We start from the raw sequence: 25333 nt of genomic DNA, 5'->3' as shown, positions 1-25333 counted from the left end.
GGGTGAATGTTTTGACGCCATCGCGGGCAAGCCCGCGATGGCGGCGCAACAGACAACAAAACAACAACTATCTACCACCAACCCCCTCCCCCCCCGTCACACTCATTCGATAACTATCCCAATTTTTTAAAAAGGATTTTGATCATGAATGACGTGACTGGTCGCGACGGCCCCGCCGCCTCGTCGCTGCGCAAAACCAGATTGCCGGCACTGAGCCCGGGGTTTGTCACCGAAGAAGATGCCGCACGCTGGGTTCAACAACGGATCCCGGCCGACTCGGACCGCGAGCACGGCAGTGTGATCCTGCGCCAGCCGGATGGCAGTTTTGTGGCCACCGAACCTGTACCCGGTGAAGCGAACCGCTTTGACCTGCGAACCCTCATCGACGTCGACTCCCAGGGCAGTTACGTCCACCCACCGGGTTACACCTGTGTGGCAAACGTCCACTCCCACCCGCCAGCCCACGACAAAGTTCGCGAGGCCAACCCGGGGCAGGATGAACTGACCCTCCGGTTGTTTCTCGGTTTTTTCTCCGAGATTGATTTCGTTGCCGACGTCTCGGAACGTACCTTTTTTGGCAGCGCGTATCTCTGCGGGCCCGACGGGTCGCTGTTGAAATATTCGCCCAGCGGTTCGAAGGAAGAGTTCAGCTACTACCTGTGGCTCAAGGCCGGCGCGCCCCGCAATAACCCGGTGGGCGTCTACGGGGTAGCGAATGTCATCCGCAAAATCGCCTCGCTGGGTGAGCTGTCGGTCATTGTGTCAAACAAGGACTGGGGCGATTCGGTCGGCAAGGTCCCCACGGACTGGAAGCCCGCCAGAGCCTTCTCCAAGGGCGTGATTACTCAAATGCCAGCCATGAGGCGCCTGTGCATCAGCGCCGAACATGCCGTCCTGGCGGCATTGAAGATCAAAAGTGCGCAGTCCTGGGGCCTGGTGCTTAAAGACGCTTCACGCCAAGCGTACGTCGCCACACAGGCGCGCCCCGCCGGTCGTGCAGCCTGGACCCCCGCCGCCTTTTTCCCCGCAGGCGAGGACGCAAGCTTGCAACTGCCCGCCGGTTACCTGCTGGAAGGCTTCTACTATGCATCCAGGCCCGATCCCGCCGAGGCCCCGCATCACGAGCCGTGGCTGTACGAGAATTTTTTCACGCCAGCGGATCTGGCCCTCGCCATCGCTTGCTACCGGAACAACCGAGTGGATCGGGGCAATGCCCTGTCGCTCTATATGCAAGCCGGCGATATGTCCCTGTTGAAATACAGCTTCAGTGGCTCGGCGCTGGAGGCGGCACTGAGCACGGACAATCCCGATGGCTCCGTGGGCGATGGGGGCCGGCAAGCCGGCCTGCGCGCCGGGACGCTCAAGCCCAGCGAGTTCGTCACCGCCGTGGCACAGGCCGGGCAGCTTGAAGTCGTGCGCGCCAGCGCCTTATGGGCCAGGCCCGGTATCGTGGGCCCTGAGTGGACAGCCTTTGCCGGGTTCTCATGGCCGATTCTCAGTCCACTGTTTCTATCAGCCGATGACGCGGCCCGTTACCTGCATCGCCAGATCGGCCATCGCAGGGATCGTCAGTTTGCGGGCTACATCTTTGAACGCAGCGACCACCGGTTCGTCGCCACGTTGGCACTCGAGGGCGGGATCGAGTCCCTTCGCGACGGCCAGTTCTACCCTCGCGACAATGCAGCCCGGTCGATTTTTCCTCAAGGCTTGGCCCTGCACAGTCGTTATGTGTCCCATAAGGCCCTGTCACAGCTCGACCCTGACAAGGTGCAAAGGCTCAAATGGTCCCGGCAAGAGGCCGCCCTGAGCCTGCAAATGTTCAGCGTCGAGGAAATGCGACAGGTCTTGCTCGATCAACTGCCGCTGTATCTCTCCGGCTCCGCCAAAAGTCTGTTGCGCTTCGACCCTGTCGAGACCGGCACCACCCGGGCATTCGAAAAGCGCCTGGGCACGCCCAAATACCCGGGCCCCGTCGTTGCGGAACTGGAAACCGGCGTGACCCTGCCCAATGCATTCATCAAGGAGCAGGCCGCAGCCGGTCGCCTGACCGTGGTGGTGAACAGCGAGATGTGGGGCCCCCGAGGCCCCGTCACGCCCGCCTGGTCGGCGGCCTACGCGCCATGGAAATGGAAACGCCCCGAGCAGGTCGCGTTTGGCGCGGTGTTCTATTCCGCGGATGCTGCCGCTGAAGACCAATATGCCCGCGACGTGCGCCTGCATGATCAGGAAAAAGCCTGGTTTGGTTTCATCCTCAAGCACACCGAGCGCGATGAGTACGTCGCCAGCGAGTTGATCCCGGTCAGCGATGCCAGAAATGATGTATTCCAGCCGCAAAGCCTGTTCGGTGTCACCAAAACTCCACCCTGGTACACCTATCCGCAAGGTTTCCAGCGCCATGCGTTCTTTTACTCGCGCCAGCGCTTGAAACATTCGCAGGAACAGCCTTCCGCCTGGCTCTCACAGTACTTCATTGCGCCCAACGATCTTTATTCTGCCGTCTATTACTCACGACGCCGGCCGGTTACGGAGTCAGCCGACGCCATCGCCCTGTACATTTCCACACAGGATGGCGCCCTGCTCAAATTCGACAATCGAAAGGGCAACCGACTCTTCGACAATGACGTGCCGGGCCTGGGCCTCGACGACTTCAACAGCCTGCTGAGCAGTGGGAAAATGCAGCCTGAAGATTATGTGCGCGCGACCATCAAACACGGTGGGCTGCACGTTATGCGCACCAGCCCGTGCTGGGACCAACCTGGGCCGCTGGATTCGGATTGGCGCCCATTCATGAATCTGCAAAGGCGCTGGTTGAGTCCCGCGTTCAAGAACATCGATGACGCCGCACTTTACGCCCGCGCCCTGTTGCCCGATGAACCGCGACTCTTTGGCGGTCTGCTGCTGATCCGCGCGGATGGGTTGTACCTTTGCACGCAACCTGTGGAAGTGGCCAATGATGACTTCGATATCAACGCGATCTACCCCGCGCAAAGCGTTCTGAGCGGATTGTTTCCCGGACACTGCAAAGTCGCCGGTCGCTACCGCTCCCGAGTGGCGCGCGAGCCGTCGATCGTGCTGTCGCACCTGCAAAAGCAGACTTACTTGAATATGCTGTCGGTCGACACCCTGTTCACAGCCTTTGACCGCAGGACAATCCCGACCCCCCAGGCAACCCCGGGGCGCGACGAGTACCTGTTTGGCCCGCAGGGCGCAATCATTCGCTATCGCAGCGGTTTGTTGGCCGATCTGCAGGCGCAGTTGAAGCAGGCTGTACAAGGCGTCACGGTCGATGATTCGAACCTGAACCGCGACGGCGTCAAGCAACTGCTCTACAGCGGCGCTCTCACGCCCGGCAACTGGGTCAACTGCCTGGCCAGCGCCGGCGAGTTACAGGTCGTGACCGGCAGCCGCTTCTGGGGAACACGCCGCAAGGTGAGCCAATGGCAACCCTACCCCGTCGCCGCAACGATCGAAACCAGGGCCGTGGCCGCCCCCCTGTGCGGTCCGGTGTTCGTCCAGGACAACGCGGCAGCGCGCCATGTTCATGAAACCGCCGGCGAGCGAAGCAATGCAACATTCGGCCTGATTTTATCGAGCGCTCGAGACGGTTTGTTCCACGCCAGCCTCCCGCTGGAAATCCAGCCTTCAGCGATCACGACTGACCGTATCCTGCCACGGGGCGTGCCGCCCGCTCACCACGTCGTGCACGCGCTTTACTTATGCGCCCGACGCCCGCTGGCGAGCGAGAAGGAGCAGGATTGCCGACGCTTCCTGTTCTCGCCACTCGACGTGCATCAAATTTGTTCAGCGGCGTACACCCCGCAAGGGTACAGGTCGATCTACTTCTCCTGCGCCGACGGTGCGCTGTTGCGTTTCGCGATGAGCGATTTCGAGCCAGGCAATTTCCTTGATGCCTTTGGCCAGATCGAGCTGCGCAAAAACCAGTTCGCGACCTGGGAACAAGCCACGCAGGATGAAGATGACCTTGCGCGAGACCGATTTAATCTGCCCGACTACATAGGTCGCATGGCCCGGGCCGGCCATCTCGACGTCATCGTCACCAGCGATTACTGGTCACGTCATGGCCGGGTGGACGGAACCTGGCAACCGCGCATGGCGGATGTGTTGACTCAGCAACGCTGGCAGGACAACCCGGAGCCTGCGCTGGGCCCCGTCTTCGATCATTGCGACGATGCCGCCCGCTACATCCAGCAGCGGGCCGGCAACGCCCACAACGTCGACTCGACTGTCGATAGCGCCATTCTTGCCCGCATGGCATCGCAGCCCGACACCGCTGAGCGTTTCGTCCCGATGGAACCGCAGGTCAACAACGCCAGCGGGGAGAACTCGGTCAATCGTATTTTCCGCCCGCGGCATGATCCTTCCAGGTCTGTGGTTGACCACTACCCGACCTATCCCCTGGGGTACGAACCCGTGGCATCGCATCAGTTGCATTTTTCCGGTGACACCCATCACCCCGCCAAAACTGATCAGGTGTACGCCAACTTCGCTTCACCGGCCATGGTTCGTGAACGTACCCATGACCTGAAAAACAAGGGTTTCGACCTCCGCTACTATTACTGCTCCACCCCCCACGGGGTGCTGCTCAGGTACACCCCCGAGTACACCAGCGCCGAGAAAACACTGCTATCGACGATGCCAGTGGTGTTCGAAGGCGGCAGGTGGGTCACGAAGCTCACGCCGGAAGATTTCATTAGCCGCCTGATCGAGCTCGGGGATTTTCGAGTACTGATCGCTGGGCACTACTGGCGACAGTCCGGGCGAATGGGCAAGCAGTGGCGGGAGCAGCGCCAGCAGTCGCCGAATGTGGGTGTCGTTCACCCCGTGACGAATTGTAGAGTGGTTGAGGCATTAAAAAACCCGCTGGCCATACAGGCCCAGCGGGTTTTTATCGCCAGCACAAAAGATCAGAAATCTTCCAGCTGCCAGACTTCATAAGCCGGTGTCTCGTAGGGGTGACTGAGTTTCAACGCCGCCACGGCCGCCTTGATCAACTCATCCGCCACCACCAGCTCAACCTTCCACTCTTGCACCACTTCGACCTGGCCGATCTGCCCAATGGACGGCTGACTGCCATCCAACGCGCGAAACTGGCCCTGGCCCAGCACTTGCCAGGCACAGTGGTCATAGTCGCCGATGCGCCCGCCGCCCGCTTCGAAGACAGCGGTTTTAACCGTCTCGACGTGACTGTCGGGCACAAAGAAGGCGAGCTTGTACACCGTCTCAGTTCACCCAGACGCGGGCGTTGCGGAACATGCGCATCCACGGCGCGTCTTCGTTCCAGTCATCGGAACGCCACGAGTTCTGCACGGCGCGGAACACGCGCTCCGGGTGCGGCATCATGATGGTGACGCGACCGTCGCGGCTGGTCAGACCGGTGATCCCCCGCGGCGAACCGTTCGGGTTGGCCGGGTAGGTCTCGGTGACCTTGCCGTGGTTGTCGACGAAACGCAGGGCCACACACCCGGACAGATCGGCTTCCAGCAGCGCCTCTTCGCTCTCGAACTCGGCATGGCCTTCGCCGTGGGCAATGGCGATCGGCATGCGCGAACCGGCCATGCCCTGCAGGAAGATCGAGTTCGACTCCTGGACCTGAACCATCGCCACGCGCGCTTCGAACTGCTCGGAACGGTTGCGGACGAAGTGCGGCCAGAACTCGCTGCCTGGAATCAGCTCGTGCAGGTTGGACATCATCTGGCAACCGTTGCACACGCCGAGGGTGAAGCTGTCGTTACGTTCGAAGAAGCCCTGGAAGGCATCGCGGGCGCGGCTGTTGAACAGGGCCGATTTGGCCCAGCCTTCACCGGCACCCAGTACGTCACCGTAGGAGAAGCCACCGCAAGCAACCAGACCCTTGAACTCGTTCAGGTCAACACGGCCTGCGAGGATGTCGCTCATGTGCACGTCGATCGCGTTGAAACCGGCGCGGTCGAATGCGGCTGCCATTTCCACCTGGCCATTGACGCCCTGCTCACGCAGTACGGCGACCTGTGGGCGGATGCCTTTTTTGATGTAGGGCGCGGCAACGTTTTCGTTGACGTCGTAGCTGAGTTTGAAGTTCAGGCCCGGATTGTCTTCTTCCAGCAGCACGTCGAATTCCTGCTCGGCGCAGTCGGCATTATCGCGCAGACGCTGGATCTGGTAGCTGGTCTCGGCCCACTGACGTTGCAGCAGACGACGCTGGCCTTCGAAAACGGTATCGCCGTTGAAAGTAATGTTGATCTGGCCGTTGTTGATCGGCTGGCCAACTACCGATACACAGTCGCCCAGGCCCGCCGCGCTGAATTGCGCAAGGATGTCCGGGGTCGCGTCCTGGCGAACCTGGATCACCGCGCCCAGTTCTTCGTTGAACAGGATGGCGGCGATATCCGCAGCGCTGTCCGCCAGGCTGTCGAGATTCAGGCTCAGGCCGCAGTGACCGGCAAAGGCCATTTCCACGACGCTGGTCAGCAAACCACCATCGGAACGGTCGTGATACGCCAGCAGGTGACCATCGGCGTTCAAGCCCTGGATCACCGCGAAGAAAGCTTTCAGGTCTTCGGCGTCGTCAACGTCCGGTGCCTGTTTACCAAGCTTGCCGTGAACCTGGGCCAGGATCGAGGCGCCCATGCGGTTCTGGCCGCGTCCCAGGTCGATCAGGATCAGGTCGGTGGTGCCCTTGTCCATGCGCAGTTGCGGCGTCAGGGTTTGACGGATGTCAGCCACAGGCGCGAAACCGGTCACGATCAGCGACATGGGCGAAGTGACGGTCTTGTCTTCGCCGTTGTCATTCCAGCGCGTGGCCATGGACATCGAGTCCTTGCCCACCGGAATGGTGATACCCAGCTCAGGGCACAGCTCCATGCCGACGGCCTTAACGGTGTCGTACAGACGTGCATCTTCACCCGGGTGGCCGGCAGCGGACATCCAGTTCGCCGACAGTTTGATGTCGGAGAGCTTGTTGATGCGCGAGGCGGCGATGTTGGTCAGGGTTTCGCCAATCGCCATGCGACCCGAGGCCGGAGCATCCAGCAGCGCCAGCGGAGTACGCTCGCCCATGGCCATGGCTTCACCGGTGTAGACGTCGAAGCTGGTGGCGGTGACGGCAACGTCGGCCACCGGCACCTGCCATGGACCAACCATCTGGTCACGTGCCACAAGGCCGGTGATGGTGCGGTCGCCAATGGTGATCAGGAAGCTCTTGCTGGCGACGGCCGGGTGATGCAGGACGCGCTCGACACTGTCGGCGATGTCCAGGGTCGACGGATCGAAATCGTCACCCAGTTCATTTTCACGGACCACCGAACGGTGCATGCGCGGGGCCTTGCCCAGCAGCACTTCCAGGGGCATGTCCACCGGGCTGTTGCCGAAGTGGCTGTCAGTGACGGTCAGTTGGGGCTCGGCAGTGGCTTCACCGACCACCGCGAACGGGCAACGCTCGCGTTCGCAGATCGCCTGGAAGCGCTCGAAGTCGGCCGGACCGACCGCCAGGACGTAACGCTCCTGGGATTCGTTGCTCCAGATTTCGTGCGGGGCCATGCCCGGCTCGTCGTTTGGAATGTTGCGCAGTTCGAAACGGCCACCACGGTCGCCATCGTTGACCAGTTCCGGGAAGGCGTTGGACAGGCCGCCCGCACCCACGTCGTGGATGAAGCTGATCGGGTTCTTGTCACCCAACTGCCAGCAACGGTCGATGACTTCCTGGCAGCGACGTTCCATTTCCGGGTTTTCGCGCTGTACCGAAGCGAAGTCCAGGTCCGCCGAGCTGGTGCCGGTGGCCATGGAGGAAGCAGCGCCGCCGCCCAGACCGATCAGCATGGCCGGGCCGCCCAGCACGATCAGCTTGGAACCAACGACGATCTCGCCTTTCTTGACGTGTTCTTCACGAATGTTGCCCATGCCGCCGGCCAGCATGATCGGCTTGTGGTAACCGCGAACTTCGTCGCCATGGGGCGTGGAGATCGACTGCTCGAAAGTGCGGAAGTAGCCGGTCAATGCCGGACGACCGAATTCGTTGTTGAATGCAGCGCCGCCCAGTGGGCCTTCGATCATGATGTCCAGCGCGGTGACGATGCGCTCCGGCTTGCCGTACGGCACTTCCCACGGCTGTTCGAAGCCCGGGATCTGCAGGTTGGACACGGTGAAGCCGGTCAGTCCGGCCTTTGGCTTGGCGCCACGGCCGGTTGCGCCTTCGTCGCGGATCTCGCCACCGGAACCGGTGGACGCGCCCGGGAATGGGGCAATCGCGGTCGGGTGGTTGTGGGTCTCGACTTTCATCAGGATGTGCACCGGTTCCTGCACCGCGCCGTACTGGCGGGTTTCAGGGTCCGGGAAGAACCGGCCAGCGACGTTACCGACGATCACCGAAGCGTTGTCCTTGTAAGCGGACAGGACGCCTTCGCTGTGCATCTGGTAAGTGTTCTTGATCATGCCGAACAGGCTTTTTTCCTGGCTCTGGCCGTCGATGTCCCAACTGGCGTTGAAGATCTTGTGACGGCAGTGCTCGGAGTTCGCCTGGGCGAACATCATCAGTTCGATGTCATGCGGGTTGCGCTTCAAGCCGACGAAAGCATTGACCAGGTAGTCAATTTCGTCTTCCGCCAGGGCCAGGCCCAGTTCGGTGTTGGCTTTTTCCAGCGCGGCGCGACCGCCGCCCAGCACGTCGATGGCCGTCAGCGGCTTGGGTTCGGCGTGGCTGAACAGACCGGCAGCCTGCTCCAGGTTACCGAGGACGATCTGGGTCATGCGGTCGTGCAGCGCATCCGAGATCGACTGGGCGTCGGCGTCGCTGAACTGGCCGGCAACATAGAACGCGATACCGCGCTCCAGGCGCTGGATCTTGCTCAGGCCGCAGTTGCGGGCGATATCGCTGGCCTTGCTGGACCACGGCGAGATGGTGCCGAAACGCGGCAACACCAGGAACAGACGGCCGGTGGGCTCTTGTACCGGAACGCTGGGGCCGTACTTCAGAAGGCGCGCGAGCACCTGCTGTTCGTCGCCGGTCAGGACGCCGGTAACTTCGGCGAAGTGAGCGAATTCAGCATACAGGCCACTGACAGCCGGAACCTTCTGGCTCAGTTGCTCAAGAAGTTTGCTGTGGCGAAAGGCAGAAAGGGCAGGAGCGCCGCGCAGGATCAACATCTTCGGGACAGCCTCGGGAAGGGGTGTGCTTTGAGGCCGTGCATTCTAGCCTAAACCGCCCGCGACATCACCCGAAACGGTACACACGGTCGTCCCCGGCCGCCAAGCCGTTTTTTTGCACGTGAAACAACGGCTCGCCAAGGGATATTTTTACTGCCACAAATTGTCATCAGAGCCCATTCCTGCGGGCTCCAGAGGGGTTTGCCAGGTTCTAGCAGACAAGGCCCTCGCTGTCGATATATGGCGCTCGTGGTCCTTTGCGTATACTGCGCAGATGTTTTCCCCAACGGCTTTGCGTCCGCGATTCGGCAAATGGCTGATCGCAACCGGACTCTTCCTGATGCTCAGTGGCTGTGTTGATAAACCCAACACCCTCGAGCGCGTAAAGGAGGATGGTGTGCTGCGGGTGGTTACCCGAAACAGCCCCGCTACCTACTTTCAGGATCGCAACGGTGAAACCGGCTTCGAATACGAGCTGGTGAAGCGCTTCGCCGACGATCTGGGGGTCGAACTCAAGATCGAGACCGCCGACAACCTCGACGACCTGTTCAGCCAGGTGGGCAAGCCCAATGGTCCGGTGATCGCGGCGGCCGGCCTGGTCAGCAGCGAGCAGCGCAAGAAGCAAGTGCGCTTTTCCCACTCCTACCTCGAAGTCACCCCGCAGGTCATCTATCGCAACGGTCAGTCGCGACCGACCGAGGCCAAGGATCTGATCGGCAAGAAGATCATGGTGCTCAAGGGCAGCACCCACGCCGGACAACTGGCCGAGTTGAAACAGCAGTTTCCCGGTATCGAATACGAAGAGTCCGACGCGGTTGAAGTGGTCGACCTGCTGCGCATGGTGGATGAAGGCCAGATCGACCTGACACTGGTCGATTCCAACGAAGTGGCGATGAACCAGGTCTACTTCACCAATATCCGCGTTGCGTTCGACCTGGGCGATGCCAGCGAACAGAGTTGGGCAGTGGCAGCCGGCGAGGACAACAGCCTGCTCAACGAGATTAACGCCTACCTCGACAAAGTGAAGAAGAACGGCACCCTGCAACGCCTCAAGGACCGTTACTACGGGCATGTCGATGTACTCGGCTACATGGGCGCCACCACCTTTGCCCAACACTTGCAGCAGCGCCTGCCCAAGTATGAGCAGCACTTCAAGAACTTCGCAAAAAAGGAAAAGGTCGACTGGCGCCTGCTGGCGGCCATTGGCTACCAGGAATCGCTATGGCAGCCGACCGTCACCTCGAAGACCGGCGTGCGCGGCCTGATGATGCTGACCCAGAACACCGCGCAGGCCATGGGCGTGTCCAATCGCCTGGACCCCAAGCAAAGCATCATGGGTGGCGCCAAGTACCTGGCCTACATGAAGGATCAACTGGACGAATCGATCCAGGAGCCGGATCGTACCTGGTTTGCCCTGGCGGCCTACAACGTCGGCAGCGGCCACCTGGATGACGCACGCAAGCTGGCGGCCAAGGAAGGGCTGAACCCCGACAAGTGGCTGGACGTGAAAAAGATACTGCCACGCCTGTCGCAGAAGCAGTGGTACAGCAAGACCCGCTACGGCTACGCCCGCGGCGGAGAGCCTGTGCATTTCGTGGCGAACATCCGCCGCTACTACGACATCCTTACCTGGGTGACCCAACCGCAGCTTGAAGGCAACCAGGTCGCCGAAGGCAACCTGCATGTGCCAGCGATCGACAAGAGCAAGCCGGCCCAGGAAACGCCGCCGCTCTGATCCACGATACCCACTTTACTGTAGGAGCGAGCACGCTCGCGATGGTCGTCAACGATCATGTTGGCGACCTGACACCCCGCGGTGACAGTACGACCATCGCGAGCATGCTCGCTCCTACAGGATGGGGTTCGTTTTGATCGTTCCCACGATCATGCCGCTGGTCAGGCCTTGGCCGCCGCCAGGATCAGCGCTTTCATCTCGGCGACGGCGGACTTGAAGCCGACGAACAACGCATGCGCCACCAGCGCATGGCCGATGTTCAATTCGTTGATGCCCTTGATCGCCGCGACGGCTTCGACGTTGTGGTAGTGCAAACCGTGACCTGCGTTGACGATCAGCCCCTGGGCCAGGCCAAACGCCACGCCGTCGGCGACGCGCTTGAGCTCTTCAGCCACTTCGGCCGGCGTCTGGGCATCGGCGTAACGGCCGGTGTGCAACTCGATGGCCGGCGCACCGACGCGGCGCGAGGCTTCGATCTGCCGCTCGTCGGCATCGATGAACAGAGATACTTCAGAACCGAGCTTCGACAGGCGCTCCACGGCCGCCTTGATCCGCGCCTCTTGACCCGCTACGTCGAGGCCGCCTTCGGTGGTCAGTTCCTGGCGGGTTTCCGGGACCAGGCAAATGTGCGCCGGACGGATGCGCTCGGCGAACGCCATCATTTCTTCGGTGACGCCCATTTCGAAGTTCATACGGGTTTGCAGCACATCCTTGAGTAGCAACACGTCGCGCTCCTGAATGTGCCGACGGTCTTCACGAAGGTGTACGGTAATGCCGTCAGCGCCCGCCTCTTCCGCGTCCAGTGCCGCCTTGACCGGGTCCGGGTAGCGAGTGCCCCGGGCCTGACGCAGGGTGGCAACGTGGTCGATGTTCACGCCAAGAAGAATGCGGGTGCTGGTGGTCACGGAAATGCTCCAGTAGAAGAGAAAGTTCGGTGCACAGCATACACGCTGAATTTATGGCTTTCGAAACAACTCTCGAGATACGAGCGGCCGACCGCCCAAATGCACAGCCAGGGCCTGACGCATCAAGCGCTTGGCCGCCGATAACGCACCGGGGGCCGACCAGTCGGCTTCGGCCATGGCCAGAAGCTCGGTGCCGTTGAAGAGGCCGGGTTGCAACAGATAGACCTGCTCCAGACCGGCGTCGACTTGCAGCCGGTAGAGCCCCGACGGGTCGATGGGCGCGCCATGGATGTCCGCAGACAGTGCAAAACCGTATCCGAGATCGTCGAGCAGGCGCCATTCGAAGGAGCGCAGCAACGGCTCCAGCGGCCGCCCTTCGGCCAAGACCAGCAGCGTTGCGGCGTAGTGATCGAACACAGCGGGATGAGGGTCTTCAGCGGGCAGCAGACGAATCAACAGCTCGTTGAGATAGAGGCCACTGAACAGCGCTTCGCCATGCAGCCAGGTGGAGACCCCGGCACTTTCCATGCGCCCGACGTTTTTCAACTCGCCCCGCCCGCGAAACTCCACTTCCAACGGCACGAACGGCCGCGCCAGGGTCCCCGCCTTGCCCCGCGCACTCCGCAACACCGCCCGCAACCGCCCTTGCGGCGTGATGAAATCCACCAACGCACTGTTTTCCCGGTAGGCGCGGGAGTGGAGGACGTAGGCGGGTTGGCCTGAAGCTGGGGGTTGCGACATGGAAGCCTGGGTTCTGGCGATAGGAATGCAATCTTACAAACAACAGAAAGCAATGTGGGAGCGAGCAAGCCCGCTCCCACAGAGGTATCGGCGTTCAGGAGCCGGTTTTTACAGGTCGCCGTAACCCAGTGAACGCAATGCGCGCTCATCGTCGGACCAGCCGCCTTTGACCTTCACCCAGAGGTTGAGCATGATCTTGGAGTCGAACAGCAGCTCCATATCCTTGCGCGCCTCGGTGCCAATGCGTTTGATACGCTCACCCTTGTCGCCAATGATGATCTTCTTCTGGCCATCACGCTCGACGAGGATCAAGGCATGAATGTGCAGGGTCTTGCCCTGCTGCTTGAACTCTTCGATTTCCACGGTGATCTGGTACGGCAGCTCGGCACCCATCTGGCGCATGATCTTCTCGCGCACCAGTTCGGCGGCAAGGAAGCGGCTGCTGCGGTCGGTGATCTGGTCTTCGGGGAAGAAGTGATCGTTCTCCGGCAAGTGCTCGGCAATCACGCGCTCCAGCGCATCGAGGTTGTGCCCGTGCTGCGCCGAAATCGGGATGATCTGCGCGTTGGGCAGTTGTTCCTGCAGCCAGGACAGGTGCGGCATCAGCTCGGCCTTGTCCTCGATGCGGTCAGTCTTGTTCAGCGCCACGATCAGCGGACCGGTCACGTACTGGACGCGCTCGAGCACCATCTGGTCCTCTTCGGTCCATTTGGTGCGATCCACCACGAAGATCACCACGTCGACGTCTTTCAACGCCGCCGAAGCAGTCTTGTTCATATAGCGGTTCAACGCCTTTTCGCCACCCTTGTGCATGCCTGGGGTGTCGACGTAGATCGCCTGCACGTTGCCTTCGGTCTTGATGCCCAGCATGTTGTGGCGAGTGGTCTGGGGCTTGCGCGAAGTGATGGCGAGTTTCTGGCCGAGGATGTGATTGAGCAGCGTGGACTTGCCCACGTTGGGACGGCCGACGATGGCAACATAGCCACAGCGAGTTGCGTTTGAATCAGTCATTGCCATTCTCCACACCCAGGGCAATCAGTGCTGCGGCGGCCGCTACCTGTTCGGCAATACGACGGCTCACACCTTGACCCCGGCTTTTTTCATTCAGTAAGACAACTTCGCATTCGACGAAAAACGTTCGGCAATGCGGTTCACCCTGGATATCCACCACTTCGTAACGCGGCAGCTCACAACCACGCGACTGCAGGAATTCCTGCAGGCGGGTTTTCGGGTCCTTGTTGGTGTCGACCAGCGTCAGCCCCTCGAACTCGCCAGCCAACCAGGCCAGCACGCGTTCACGTGCCACTTCGATGCCAGCGTCCAGGTAGATCGCGCCGATCAATGCTTCCAGGGCATCGGCAAGAATCGACTCGCGACGGAAACCGCCGCTTTTCAACTCGCCGGAGCCTAGGCGCAGGTAGTCACCCAGATCAAAACCACGGGCCAGTACCGCCAGGGTCTCACCTTTGACCAAACGTGCGCGCAATCGCGACAACTGGCCTTCGCGGGCAAGCGGGAAGCGATCGAACAGCGCCTCGCCAGCAACGAAGTTGAGGATGGCATCACCGAGGAATTCCAGGCGCTCATTGTTGCGCCCGGCGAAACTGCGGTGAGTCAGGGCAAGGACCATCAATTCCTGGTCCTTGAAGGTGTAACCGAGCTGACGCTCTAGACGGCTTAAGGAGACGCTCACGGTTTACCCACGCTGAGTTCGTGGCTGGATGCCAGCGCGAGGGTGCGGCGCAGGCTTGGGACAATTAACGCTGTGTTCAAAAATTACGTCCTGAATATCATGGTCTGCATGCACCTGGCGCCGCTTGTGGCTACTCCAGAAATGCATTCGGCGCTGTGTTCAACAGCGCCGTGTGTGATTACTTGATCAAGCCAACCCGCGAAAAGTTCGGCAGATGACTGAGTTTGGGTTCCGGCCAGCTCATCCAGACGGCGAAGGCCTTGCCGACGATATTCTTGTCGGGAACCATGCCCAGCAGATCCTTGGGAATGGTTGGATCATCCCAGTAACGACTGTCGTTGGAGTTGTCGCGGTTGTCGCCCATCATGAAGTAGTGCCCGGCAGGCACGGTCCAGGTATGGTCGGGAGCGGCGCGATAACGGCTCATCTCCTTTCGGATCAGGTGCTCGGCGGCTCCGAGTTTTTCCTTGTACAGCTCGGCGCTGCCCAGGGTACCCGGCTCGGCACCGACCAGTTGCTCGGCAATCGACTCACCATTGACGAACAGGCGCTTGTCCGCGGTGTAGCGCACCTGATCGCCCGGCAGGCCAACCACACGCTTGATGTAGTTGACGTTCGGGTCGCTCGGGTAGCGGAACACCATCACATCACCGCGCTGCGGATCACCTACTTCGATGACCTTTTTGTCGATCACCGGCAAGCGAATCCCGTAGGAAAACTTGTTCACCAGGATGAAGTCACCCACGTCCAGGGTCGGTTTCATCGACCCGGAAGGAATCTGGAACGGTTCCACCAGGAACGAGCGCAGCACCAGCACGATGAACAGCACCGGAAAGAACGACTTGCCGTACTCGACCAGCAGCGGCTCCTTGTTCAGTTTCTCGACCACCATCCCGTCAGGCTGGCTGACGCTGCCCTGATAGGAAGCAATGGCGGCACGCCGGCGCGGCGCCAGGAATACCAGATCGAGCAACGCCAGGAGGCCGCAGACGAAAACAGCGATGACCAGCAACAGCGGGAAATTTAGCGACATAGGACCTAACTATCCAACCTGAGCACGGCGAGGAAGGCTTCTTGTGGAATTTCCACGTTGCCGACCTGTTTCATGCGTTTCTTACCGGCCTTTTGCTTCTCAAGCAGTTTTTTCTTACGGCTGACGTCACCGCCGTAGCATTTGGCCAATACGTTCTTTCTGAGTGCCTTGACGGTTGTACGCGCCACGATCTGACCGCCAATGGCCGCCTGGATCGCCACGTCGAACATCTGCCGCGGAATCAGTTCTTTCATCTTCTCGGTCAACTGGCGCCCTTTGTAGTGCGCGTTGTCCTTGTGCACGATCAGCGCCAGGGCATCGACCTTGTCGCCGTTGATCAACACATCCAGTTTCACCAGATTAGCCGATTGATAACGATCGAAATGGTAATCCAGCGAAGCATAGCCGCGGCTGGTGGATTTCAGACGATCGAAGAAGTCCAGCACCACTTCGTTCATCGGCAGATCGTAGGTCACCTGCACCTGATTGCCGAGGAACAGCATGTCGTGCTGCACGCCACGCTTCTCGATGCACAGGGTGATGACGTTGCCCAGGTGTTCCTGTGGCACAAGAATATTGGCCCGAACGATGGGTTCGCGCATGTCTTCGAGGGAAGACACGTCCGGCAATTTCGACGGGTTATCGACGTAGATCGTCTCGCCGGTCTTGAGCACCAGTTCGAAGATTACCGTCGGTGCAGTGGTGATCAGGTCCAGGTCGTATTCGCGCTCCAGGCGCTCCTGGATAATCTCCATGTGCAGCATGCCGAGGAAGCCGCAACGGAAGCCGAAGCCCAGGGCGTCGGAGCTTTCCGGGGTGTATTGCAGCGACGAATCGTTCAGGGTGAGCTTTTGCAGGGCGTCACGGAAGTCTTCGAAATCGTCGGAGCTGACCGGGAACAGGCCGGCGTAGACCTGCGGCTGAATGCGCTTGAAGCCGGGCAGCACGTCGACATCAGGCGTGCTGCTCAGGGTCAGGGTATCGCCCACTGGCGCACCGTGAATGTCCTTGATACCGGCGATGATGAAGCCCACTTCACCGGCCTTCAGGTCAGTTGTGGCGGTATGTTTGGGGTTGAACACGCCGACGCTGTCCACCAGGTGGACCTTGCCGGTGGACTTGACCAGGATCTTGTCGCCCTTCTTCACCCGGCCATGGCGTACACGCACCAGGGACACAACCCCCAGGTAGTTGTCAAACCAGGAGTCGATGATCAACGCTTGCAGCGGATCTTCGATGTTACCGGTGGGCGCCGGAATGGTTGCAACCAGGCGTTCAAGCACTTCATCGACACCCAGGCCGGTCTTGGCACTGCAAGTGACCGCGTCGGTGGCATCGATGCCAATGATTTTCTCGATTTCGTCCTTCACGCGATCAGGATCGGCCTGTGGCAAGTCGATCTTGTTCAGCACAGGCATCACTTCCAGGCCCTGCTCGATCGCCGTGTAGCAGTTGGCTACGGACTGCGCTTCCACGCCCTGACCGGCATCCACCACCAGCAGTGCGCCTTCACAGGCCGCCAGGGATCGGCTGACTTCGTAGGTGAAGTCAACGTGGCCGGGGGTATCAATGAAGTTCAGCTGGTAGTTGATACCATCTTTGGCTTTGTAATAAAGGGTAACGCTGTGCGCCTTGATGGTGATCCCGCGCTCGCGTTCAAGGTCCATGGAGTCCAGCACCTGGGCTTCCATTTCACGCTCGGCCAGGCCGCCACACATCTGGATGAAGCGATCGGCCAGCGTCGACTTGCCATGGTCAATGTGGGCGATGATGGAGAAATTGCGGATATGACTCAAATCACTCACGGATCAACACTCAAAAAGGCTGCAGGCATGGCCCGCCGAAAAATAGCCGGGAATTGTACCTGATCCACGGTGCTAGCGTCACGTTCGCAGGTCAGACGGCGCCTACAAAAACGCCCCGGTCTTGCGACAGGGGCGTTTTTGTAGGCGGTGAAGGCAGCAAATCGCCGGGATCAACCCGCGCGGCGTAGCAGCCAGACACCAGCCAGAGCACAGATTCCCGCCGGCACCAGCACCGCAAACAGCGGGGAGAAGCCAAACACCAGGCTTGAAGGACCGAGCAGATCCTGAACAATACGGAAGGTGAACCCCACCAGCACGCCGGTAAACACCCGCTGACCGAGTGTCACCGAACGCAGCGGGCCGAAAATGAAGGAGATCGCCATCAACACCAGCGCGGCGGTGACCAGCGGCTGCAACACCTTGACCCAAAATGCCAGCCAATAACGGCCATTGCTAAGGCCCTGATCGGCCAGGTAGTGGATGTAGCCCCACAGACCCGTGATCGACAGCGACTCTGGCGCCATGACCACGGTACTCAGCAATTGCGGGCTCAGGGCCACGTTCCAACGCTCGACCGGGGTGTTCACCACTTCCGTGCTGCGCTCATGGAACAGCGTGGTGGTCACGTCACTGAGCTGCCAGTGATCCTGGTCGAACTCGGCACGTTTGGCGAAGCTTGCCGACAGCATGTGCCGCTCTTTATCGAAGTGATAACGGGTCACGCCGTAGAGAATGCCGTTGGGTTGGACCGAGTTGACATGGATGAACTCGTCGCCCTGGCGGTGCCACATGCCGTGCTTGGCGCTTTGCGCATCGCCGCTGCCCTGGGCCAACGAACGATTGGCCTGGGCGGTGCTTTCGGTTGCCGGTGCGATGTATTCGCCAATCAGCACACCGACCAGCATCAGGACCAGCATCGGTTTCATGACCGCCCAGACGATTCGACCGATCGACACGCCGGCGGCGCGCATGATGGTCAGTTCGCTGTTGCTGGCCAGGCTGCCGAGACCGATGAGGCAACCGATCAGTGCCGCCATTGGCAGCATGTCGTACAAACGACGCGGTGCGGTCAACAGGACGTAGCTCAGGACATCCAGCAACGTATAGGTATCGCTGACATCGCTCATTTCGTCGATGAAGGCGAAGAGCGTGGCCAGGCCAAGAATAATGCCCAGTACCGCCAGGATCGCCATGAACACGCTGCTACCGATGTAGCGGTCGAGCTTAACCACGGGCCACCTCCAACGCGCTGCGACGGCTGGCCATCTTCAAGCGCAGGGGCTCCCAGTAGAGCAGGCCCAGACCAATGATCAGGAATACACCGTGGACCCACCACAACCCCAGTGCAGGCGGGATTTTGCCCTTTTCGAGGGCACCGCGAGCGGCAATCAGGATGGTGAGGTAAGCCATATAAAGAAGAATCGCCGGCAGCAGCTTGAGGAAGCGGCCCTGACGCGGATTCACCCGCGACAGCGGCACCGCCATCAGGGTCACGATGAACACGAGCAATGGCAGGGATAGACGCCATTGCAGCTCGGTGCGCGAACGGATGTCGTCGCTACCGAACAGGGACGCGGTGGTCATGGCATCGCGGTCGGTCACTTCATCGCTGACATCCGGCTTGGGCAGCAATACACCATATTCGTCGTACTTGATCGCCCGATAATCGGCCTGCCCCGGGCTGCCGTCGTAACGGTAGCCATTGTCGAGGATCAGGTAGCGATTGCCGTCAGGACGGATTTCCTGGCGACCTTTCTCGGCCACCAGCACGGAAATCCCACGATCCTTGTTATCGGAACCCAGGTTCTTTTGCGAAATGAAAACACCGGCCAGGTTGACGCGATCGTCGGTCAGTTGCTCGGTGTAAGTCACTCGCGTGCCGTCACGCAGTGCTTGGAAACGGCCTGGCTCAAGGGTATCGAACTCGGTCAGTGCGTCCTGCTTGTTGAGCAGCAACTGGAATTGATTGGCACCCTGGGGCGCCAGGCTCAGGCTCAACCATGCAACGACCAGCGCCACGATGGCGGCCGGGAACAGGGTCATGCGCAGCAGGCGCTGCTGGCTCATGCCAGTGGCCGAAAGCACGGTCATTTCACTTTCGAGGTAAAGACGACCGTAGGACAGCAGGATCCCCAGAAACAGGCCCAGCGGCAGGATCAGTTGCAAGAAGCCCGGCAGTCGAAAGCCCATGATCAGGAACAACGAACTCGGGTCGAGCTGGCCAGAGGCTGCTTGTGCGAGATACTTGATGAAGCGTCCGCTCATGATGATGACCAGCAGCACCGCACTGACGGCACTCAAGGTCAACAGGACTTCGCGGGATAAATAACGGAAGACGATCAAACCAGACACTCCAGGGTTGTCAGGCTAAGGCGGCCAAACAGGCAAACGTATCGACAGCCCGCAAGACAGAGCCGTCGAAAAAAGTTGGCGCATTATCCTGTGATTGGGTGCGCCTGTCACTGCGCAATGCATCCCCTGGCCTGCCCTGCACGTGAATCTGTAGGAGCGAGCTTGTCGAGGCGTCGAACCGTCGCGATGGTCGTCAACGATGACGTGGGCTTCCTGAATGTCCGCACTGCCTGGACCTCCATCGCGAGCAAGCTCGCTCCTACACAGAATCACGGTCCAGGGTTGTCAGGCTGAGGTGGCGAGGTTCAAACTGCGGCTCTTTTTTATAAGCAGGCTCGATCGACCGTCATCGAGCCCTTGCGTGTTGACCCATCACTTCAGGGAACCGGACATGGAACTGGCTGTAAAAAGCGTCAACCCCGAAACGTTGAAAACCGCCACCCTGGTAGTCGCCGTCGGCGAAGGCCGCAAGCTCGGTGCCGCCGCTACTCAACTCGACGCCTTGAGCGGCGGTGCGATCAGCGCCGTGCTCAAGCGTGGTGACCTGGCCGGCAAGGTTGGGCAGAGCCTGTTGCTGCACAGCCTGCCGAACCTCAAGGCCGAGCGCGTTTTGCTGGTCGGGGTGGGCAAGGAGGCGGAGCTGGGTGATCGTCCGTTCCGCAAAATCGTCGCTGGCATCCTCAATACCCTCAAAGGCCTGGGTGGCAGCGACGCCACACTGGCCCTGGACGAAGTCGTGATCAAGGGTCGGGACAGCTATGGCAAGACCCGCCTGCTGGCCGAAACCCTGATGGATGGCGAATACGCTTTCGATCAGTTCAAGAGCCAGAAAGCCGAGCCGCGCGCCCTGAAGAAGATCACCCTGGTGACCATCAAGGCCGCGCAGGCCGAAGTCGAGCGCGCCGTGGCCCACGCCAGCGCCATCGCCAGCGGCATGGCGTTCACCCGCAACCTGGGTAACCTGCCGCCGAACATCTGCCACCCGACATTCCTTGGCGAACAGGCCAAGAGCCTCGGCAAGGAATTCAAGAGCCTGAAAGTCGAAGTCCTCGATGAAAAGAAAATCAAGGAACTGGGCATGGGTTCGTTCTACGCGGTCGGCCAGGGCAGCGCCCAGCCACCGCGCCTGATCGTCATGCAGTACAACGGCGGCAAGAAATCCGAGAAGCCGTACGCGCTGGTTGGCAAGGGCATCACGTTCGACACCGGCGGCATCAGCCTGAAGCCGGGTGCCGGCATGGATGAAATGAAGTACGACATGGGCGGTGCCGCCAGCGTCTTCGGCACCCTGCGCGCCGTGCTCGAACTGAAACTGCCGATCAACCTGGTGTGCATCCTGGCCTGCGCCGAGAACATGCCAAGCGGCAACGCCTCACGCCCGGGCGACATCGTCACCACCATGAGCGGCCAAACCGTGGAAATCCTCAACACCGACGCCGAAGGCCGCCTGGTGCTGTGCGACGCCCTGACCTACTCCGAGCGCTTCAAGCCGCAAGCGGTGATCGACATCGCCACCCTGACCGGCGCCTGCGTCGTGGCACTGGGGGCGCACACCTCGGGCCTTCTGGGCAACAACGACGAGTTGATCGAGCAATTGCTGAGCGCCGGCAAGGCGGCCGACGACCGCGCCTGGCAACTGCCGCTGTTCGACGAATACCAGGAGCAACTGGACAGCCCGTTCGCCGACATCGCCAACATCGGTGGCCCGAAAGCCGGCACCATCACCGCCGCCTGCTTCCTGTCGCGCTTCACCAAGAACCTGAACTGGGCGCACCTGGACATCGCGGGCACCGCCTGGACCAGCGGCGGCAAGGACAAGGGCGCCACTGGCCGTCCGGTGCCATTGCTGACCCAATACCTGCTGGACCGCGCCAAGGCCTGAAACCGATGACCCCGGGCGGCGCTACTTCCCGGTAGCGCCGTTCCGGGCTCAGGAACCGCAATGACCAAAGTCGACTTCTATATCCTGCCAAGCGCCGATCCCTCGGCACGCCTGGATTTTGCCTGCAAGCTCACCGAGAAAGCCTGGCGCATGGGACACCGCATCTACCTGCACTGCAGCGATGCTGCCCAGCGCGATGACCTGGATGCGCGCCTGTGGGCCTTCAAGGGCGAAAGCTTCGTGCCCCACGGCCCCGCTGACAGCGAGCCGGACGGTTTGATTGTGTTGGGATTGGGCAGCGACTGCGGGCAACACCAGGATCTGCTGGTCAATCTGGACCTGAAAGTCCCGACCTTTGCTCACCAATTTGCCCGTGTGGCGGAAGTGGTGGTGGAAGATCCGACGATTCGTGCCGCTGCGCGAGAGAGTTTCCGTTTCTACCGCGAACAGGGCTATCCTCTGCAAGATCACCGTTTACAGCGACTCTGAGCATGGCGATGGACACTTCAAAACCGCTGCAAAAATCCGCGCACCTGCTGGATGACCTCGAGTCGATCCGCGAGCTGCTCGGTGATGACAACCTGCAACCCCCGCTGCTGACCGACACGGTCGAGGCCGGTGAACAGGAACAGATTCCCATGTTGTTCGACACGGTCAGCGCCAGCCAGCCGACCGTCGAACCGGCCGCTCCAGCGCCCACCGAGAGCAAGGGCCCCGACGCGCTGCTTCATCTGGACAGCGAACTGCGCGCCGCCGCGCAATTGATCATGCAGGACGTGATCGACGATTTTGCCCCGCACATCGAGACCGAGATCAAACGCCGCCTCGATGCACGCATGGAGCGGCTGCTCGCCGCAGCTACGAGCTCCAAGCTGTAAGCTGCAAGAAAAAGCTGACCTCGTCCGCTTGTGGCTTGTGGCTTGTGGCTTGTGCCTTGTAGCTTGTAGCTTGTAGCTTGTAGCTTGTAGCTTGTAGCTTGTAGCTTGTAGCTTGTAGCTGCCATTGTGGCTTGTAGCTGCCCCCCTCCGCTATACTCGTCGGCTTTTCCTGAATTGATGCCAATAGGGTCCCGCCGCGCATGGATAAGACCTACCAGCCGCACGCCATTGAAACTTCCTGGTACAACACCTGGGAGTCCGAGAATTACTTCGCCCCGCAAGGCGCGGGCGAGTCCTACACCATCATGATCCCGCCGCCGAACGTCACCGGCAGCCTGCACATGGGTCACGGCTTCAACAACGCGATCATGGACGCCCTGATCCGTTTCCGCCGCATGCAAGGCCGCAACACCTTGTGGCAACCGGGCACCGACCACGCCGGTATCGCCACACAGATGCTGGTAGAGCGCCAACTCGAAGCCCAGGGCCAGAACCGCCACGACCTGGGCCGGGATAAATTCCTCGAAAAAGTCTGGGAGTGGAAGGATCAGTCCGGTGGCAACATCAGCCGCCAGATCCGCCGCCTTGGCTCGTCCGTGGACTGGAGCCGCGAGCGTTTCACCATGGACGACGGCCTGTCGGAAGCGGTCAAGGAAGCGTTCGTGCGCCTGCACGAAGACGGCCTGATCTACCGCGGCAAGCGCCTGGTCAACTGGGACACCAAGCTGCACACGGCTATTTCCGACCTCGAAGTGGAAAACCACGACGAGAAAGGCTTCCTGTGGAACCTCAAGTACCCGCTGGCCGATGGCGCCAAAACCGCTGAAGGCAAGGATTACCTGATCGTCGCGACCACGCGTCCGGAAACCATGCTCGGCGACTCCGCCGTCGCGGTGAACCCGAACGACGATCGCTACAAAGCCCTGATCGGCCAGTTCGTCGAGCTGCCACTGGTTGGCCGTCGCATCCCGATCATTGCCGACGATTACTGCGACCCTGAATTCGGCACCGGCTGCGTGAAAATCACCCCGGCCCACGATTTCAACGACTACGAAGTCGGCAAGCGCCACAACCTGCCGCTGCTGAACATCTTCGACAAGAACGCCCACGTTCTGCCGGCCGCCCAGGCATTCAACCTGGACGGCACCCTGAACGAAACCATTGATGGCAAGATCCCGGCCGAGTACGCCGGCCTTGACCGTTTCGAAGCGCGCAAGCAGATCGTGGCCGCCTTCGATGCGGCTGGCCTGCTGGTCAGCGTCGACGACCACAACCTGAAAGTGCCGAAAGGCGACCGTTCGGGCACCGTGATCGAGCCGTGGCTGACCGACCAGTGGTACGTGTCGACCAAGCCGCTGGCAGAGCCTGCGATTGCCGCCGTGGAAGACGGCCGCATCCAGTTCGTGCCCAAGCAGTACGAAAACATGTACTTCTCGTGGATGCGCGACATCCAGGACTGGTGCATCAGCCGTCAGCTGTGGTGGGGTCATCGGATTCCGGCCTGGTACGACGAGTCGGGCAAGGTCTACGTCGGTCGCGACGAAGCCGAAGTGCGCGCCAAGCACAACCTCGGTGCCGATGTTGCGCTGCAACAGGACAACGACGTACTCGACACCTGGTTCAGTTCCGGGCTGTGGACGTTCTCCACCCTGGGCTGGCCGGAGAAAACCGAGTTCCTGAAGAAATTCCACTCCACCGACGTGCTGGTGACGGGTTTCGACATCATTTTCTTCTGGGTCGCCCGGATGATCATGCTGACCATGCACCTGATCAAGAACGAGGACGGCACGCCGCAGGTTCCGTTCAAGACCGTCTACGTGCACGGCCTGGTGCGTGATGGCCAGGGCCAGAAGATGTCCAAGTCCAAGGGCAACGTCCTTGACCCGCTGGACATCATCGACGGCATCGAACTGGAGACCCTGGTGCAAAAACGCACCTCTGGCCTCATGCAGCCCAAACTGGCGAAGAAGATCGAGAAAGCCACCCGCGACGAGTTCGCCGACGGCATCGCCAGCTACGGCACCGACGCCCTGCGCTTCACCTTCTGCTCGCTGGCGTCCACCGGTCGTGACATCAAGTTCGACATGGGACGCGTGGAAGGCTACCGCAACTTCTGCAACAAGATCTGGAACGCCGCTCGCTACGTGCTGGACAAGGGCGAAGACTGCGGCCAGAACGGCGAAGCCTACGAGTTGTCGCTGGCCGATCGCTGGATCATCTCGCAGTTGCAGCGCACCGAAGCCGAAGTGACCCGCCAGCTTGACCAGTTCCGTTTTGACCTGGCGGCACAAGCGCTGTATGAGTTCATCTGGAACCAGTACTGCGACTGGTACCTGGAACTGTCCAAGCCGGTGCTGTGGGACGAGAACGCACCGGTTGAACGCCAGCGTGGCACCCGTCGCACGCTGGTTCGCGTACTGGAAGTGGCCCTGCGCCTGGCGCATCCGTTCATGCCGTTCATTACCGAGGAAATCTGGCAACGCATCGCGCCGCTGGCCGGTATCGAAGGCAAGACGATCATGCTGCAGCCCTGGCCGGTGGCCAACGAGGAACGCATCGACCCTGCCGCCGAAGACGACATCGAATGGCTCAAGGGCCTGATGCTCGGTGTGCGCAACATCCGTGGCGAAATGAACATCGGCCCGGGCAAACCGCTGCCGCTGTTCCTGAAAAACGTCGGCGCGCAAGACCAGCGTCGCCTCACCGAGAACGAAGCACTGCTCAAGAAGCTGGCTCGCCTGGAATCGATCACCGTCCTGGCCGCTGGCGAAGAAGCACCGCTGTCCGCCACCGCACTGGTGGGCGAGATGGAAGTGCTGGTGCCGATGGCAGGCTTGATCGACAAGGGCGCGGAACTGGCACGCCTGGACAAGGAAATCCAGCGTTTGCAGGGTGAAGTCCAGCGCGTGGGTGGCAAGCTGTCCAACGCGGGTTTCGTTGACAAGGCCCCCGCCGAAGTCATCGAGAAGGAACGCGCCAAATTGGCCGAAGCCGAACAGGCTCTGGGCAAACTGGCCGAGCAACACGCGCGGATTGCCAGCCTGTAACGGCAAATCGCGATAAAAAAGGGAGGCCGGCAACGGCCTCCCTTTTTTGTACCTACTACACCGCTCCTACAGGTTCGGTGTATCGGCCATCAATGTGGGACAATGCCCGCCACTTTCAGCCATA

Annotated in this window: 16 protein-coding genes; 6 read left to right on the top strand and 10 right to left on the bottom strand. The window is 60.8% G+C overall.

From position 1 onward, the window contains the following. The first annotated feature begins 144 nt into the window (after nt 1–144). Nucleotides 145–4956 carry a DUF4329 domain-containing protein gene (locus AB4N64_RS01040; RefSeq protein WP_460121211.1) on the top strand — a complete coding sequence of 1604 codons (4812 nt, stop codon included), beginning with the start codon at nt 145–147 and terminating at the stop codon, nt 4954–4956. Here the strand turns inward: AB4N64_RS01040 and AB4N64_RS01035 are convergent. Further along, on the bottom strand, nt 4926–5237 hold the full coding sequence (locus AB4N64_RS01035) for an NGG1p interacting factor NIF3 (protein ID WP_460121209.1): 312 nt from the start codon (nt 5235–5237) through the stop codon (nt 4926–4928). The genes AB4N64_RS01040 and AB4N64_RS01035 overlap by 31 nt on opposite strands. Before the next feature lie 4 nt (nt 5238–5241). Further along, the gene (gene purL, locus AB4N64_RS01030) at nt 5242–9138 is read right to left on the bottom strand and encodes a phosphoribosylformylglycinamidine synthase (protein WP_460121207.1); all 3897 of its coding nucleotides are present in this window, start codon (nt 9136–9138) and stop codon (nt 5242–5244) included. A 274-nt stretch (nt 9139–9412) separates the two neighbouring features. On the opposite strand from purL, the gene mltF reads away from it, so the two are divergent. Beyond that, on the top strand, nt 9413–10873 hold the full coding sequence (gene mltF, locus AB4N64_RS01025; RefSeq protein WP_460121205.1) for a membrane-bound lytic murein transglycosylase MltF: 1461 nt from the start codon (nt 9413–9415) through the stop codon (nt 10871–10873). Nucleotides 10874–11034: 161 nt separating this feature from the next. On the opposite strand, the gene pdxJ is transcribed toward mltF, so the two are convergent. From pdxJ to lptF, 8 genes are all read right to left on the bottom strand, one after another. Next, the gene (gene pdxJ, locus AB4N64_RS01020; protein ID WP_460121203.1) at nt 11035–11778 is read right to left on the bottom strand and encodes a pyridoxine 5'-phosphate synthase; all 744 of its coding nucleotides are present in this window, start codon (nt 11776–11778) and stop codon (nt 11035–11037) included. Between the two features lie 51 nt (nt 11779–11829). Continuing rightward, entirely contained in the window at nt 11830–12519 is a 690-nt protein-coding gene (gene recO, locus AB4N64_RS01015) for a DNA repair protein RecO (protein WP_460121201.1), read from the bottom strand. Nucleotides 12520–12627: 108 nt separating this feature from the next. Next, the gene (era, locus tag AB4N64_RS01010; protein ID WP_460121199.1) at nt 12628–13530 is read right to left on the bottom strand and encodes a GTPase Era; all 903 of its coding nucleotides are present in this window, start codon (nt 13528–13530) and stop codon (nt 12628–12630) included. Further along, entirely contained in the window at nt 13523–14212 is a 690-nt protein-coding gene (rnc, locus tag AB4N64_RS01005; protein WP_460121197.1) for a ribonuclease III, read from the bottom strand. Before rnc ends, era begins: the two co-directional genes overlap by 8 nt. A 178-nt stretch (nt 14213–14390) precedes the next feature. Beyond that, nucleotides 14391–15245, bottom strand: coding sequence for a signal peptidase I (gene lepB, locus AB4N64_RS01000; RefSeq protein ID WP_460121195.1), 855 nt, complete (start codon nt 15243–15245; stop codon nt 14391–14393). Nucleotides 15246–15250: 5 nt separating this feature from the next. After that, on the bottom strand, nt 15251–17050 hold the full coding sequence (gene lepA / locus AB4N64_RS00995; RefSeq protein ID WP_460121193.1) for a translation elongation factor 4: 1800 nt from the start codon (nt 17048–17050) through the stop codon (nt 15251–15253). A 170-nt stretch (nt 17051–17220) separates the two neighbouring features. Next, on the bottom strand, nt 17221–18282 hold the full coding sequence (gene lptG / locus AB4N64_RS00990) for an LPS export ABC transporter permease LptG (protein ID WP_460121191.1): 1062 nt from the start codon (nt 18280–18282) through the stop codon (nt 17221–17223). Beyond that, nucleotides 18275–19393 (bottom strand): LPS export ABC transporter permease LptF, encoded by a 1119-nt coding sequence (gene lptF, locus AB4N64_RS00985; RefSeq protein WP_460121189.1) that lies wholly within the window; start codon nt 19391–19393, stop codon nt 18275–18277. Before lptF ends, lptG begins: the two co-directional genes overlap by 8 nt. Before the next feature lie 400 nt (nt 19394–19793). Here lptF and AB4N64_RS00980 point away from each other — a divergent pair, with 400 nt between their 5' ends. From AB4N64_RS00980 to AB4N64_RS00965, 4 genes are all read left to right on the top strand, one after another. After that, on the top strand, nt 19794–21284 hold the full coding sequence (locus tag AB4N64_RS00980) for a leucyl aminopeptidase (RefSeq protein ID WP_460121187.1): 1491 nt from the start codon (nt 19794–19796) through the stop codon (nt 21282–21284). Between the two features lie 60 nt (nt 21285–21344). Continuing rightward, nucleotides 21345–21773, top strand: coding sequence for a DNA polymerase III subunit chi (locus AB4N64_RS00975; protein WP_460121185.1), 429 nt, complete (start codon nt 21345–21347; stop codon nt 21771–21773). An 8-nt stretch (nt 21774–21781) separates the two neighbouring features. Then, nucleotides 21782–22162 carry a DNA polymerase III subunit chi gene (locus AB4N64_RS00970; RefSeq protein WP_460121183.1) on the top strand — a complete coding sequence of 127 codons (381 nt, stop codon included), beginning with the start codon at nt 21782–21784 and terminating at the stop codon, nt 22160–22162. A gap of 200 nt (nt 22163–22362) precedes the next feature. Further along, nucleotides 22363–25209 carry a valine--tRNA ligase gene (locus AB4N64_RS00965; RefSeq protein ID WP_460121181.1) on the top strand — a complete coding sequence of 949 codons (2847 nt, stop codon included), beginning with the start codon at nt 22363–22365 and terminating at the stop codon, nt 25207–25209. The last annotated feature ends 124 nt before the right edge of the window (nt 25210–25333 follow it).

The organism is Pseudomonas sp. S2_C03, assembly GCF_054668405.1.
Note: the sequence above shows the minus strand (reverse complement) of the source record. Positions and strands in the feature narration are given on the sequence as shown.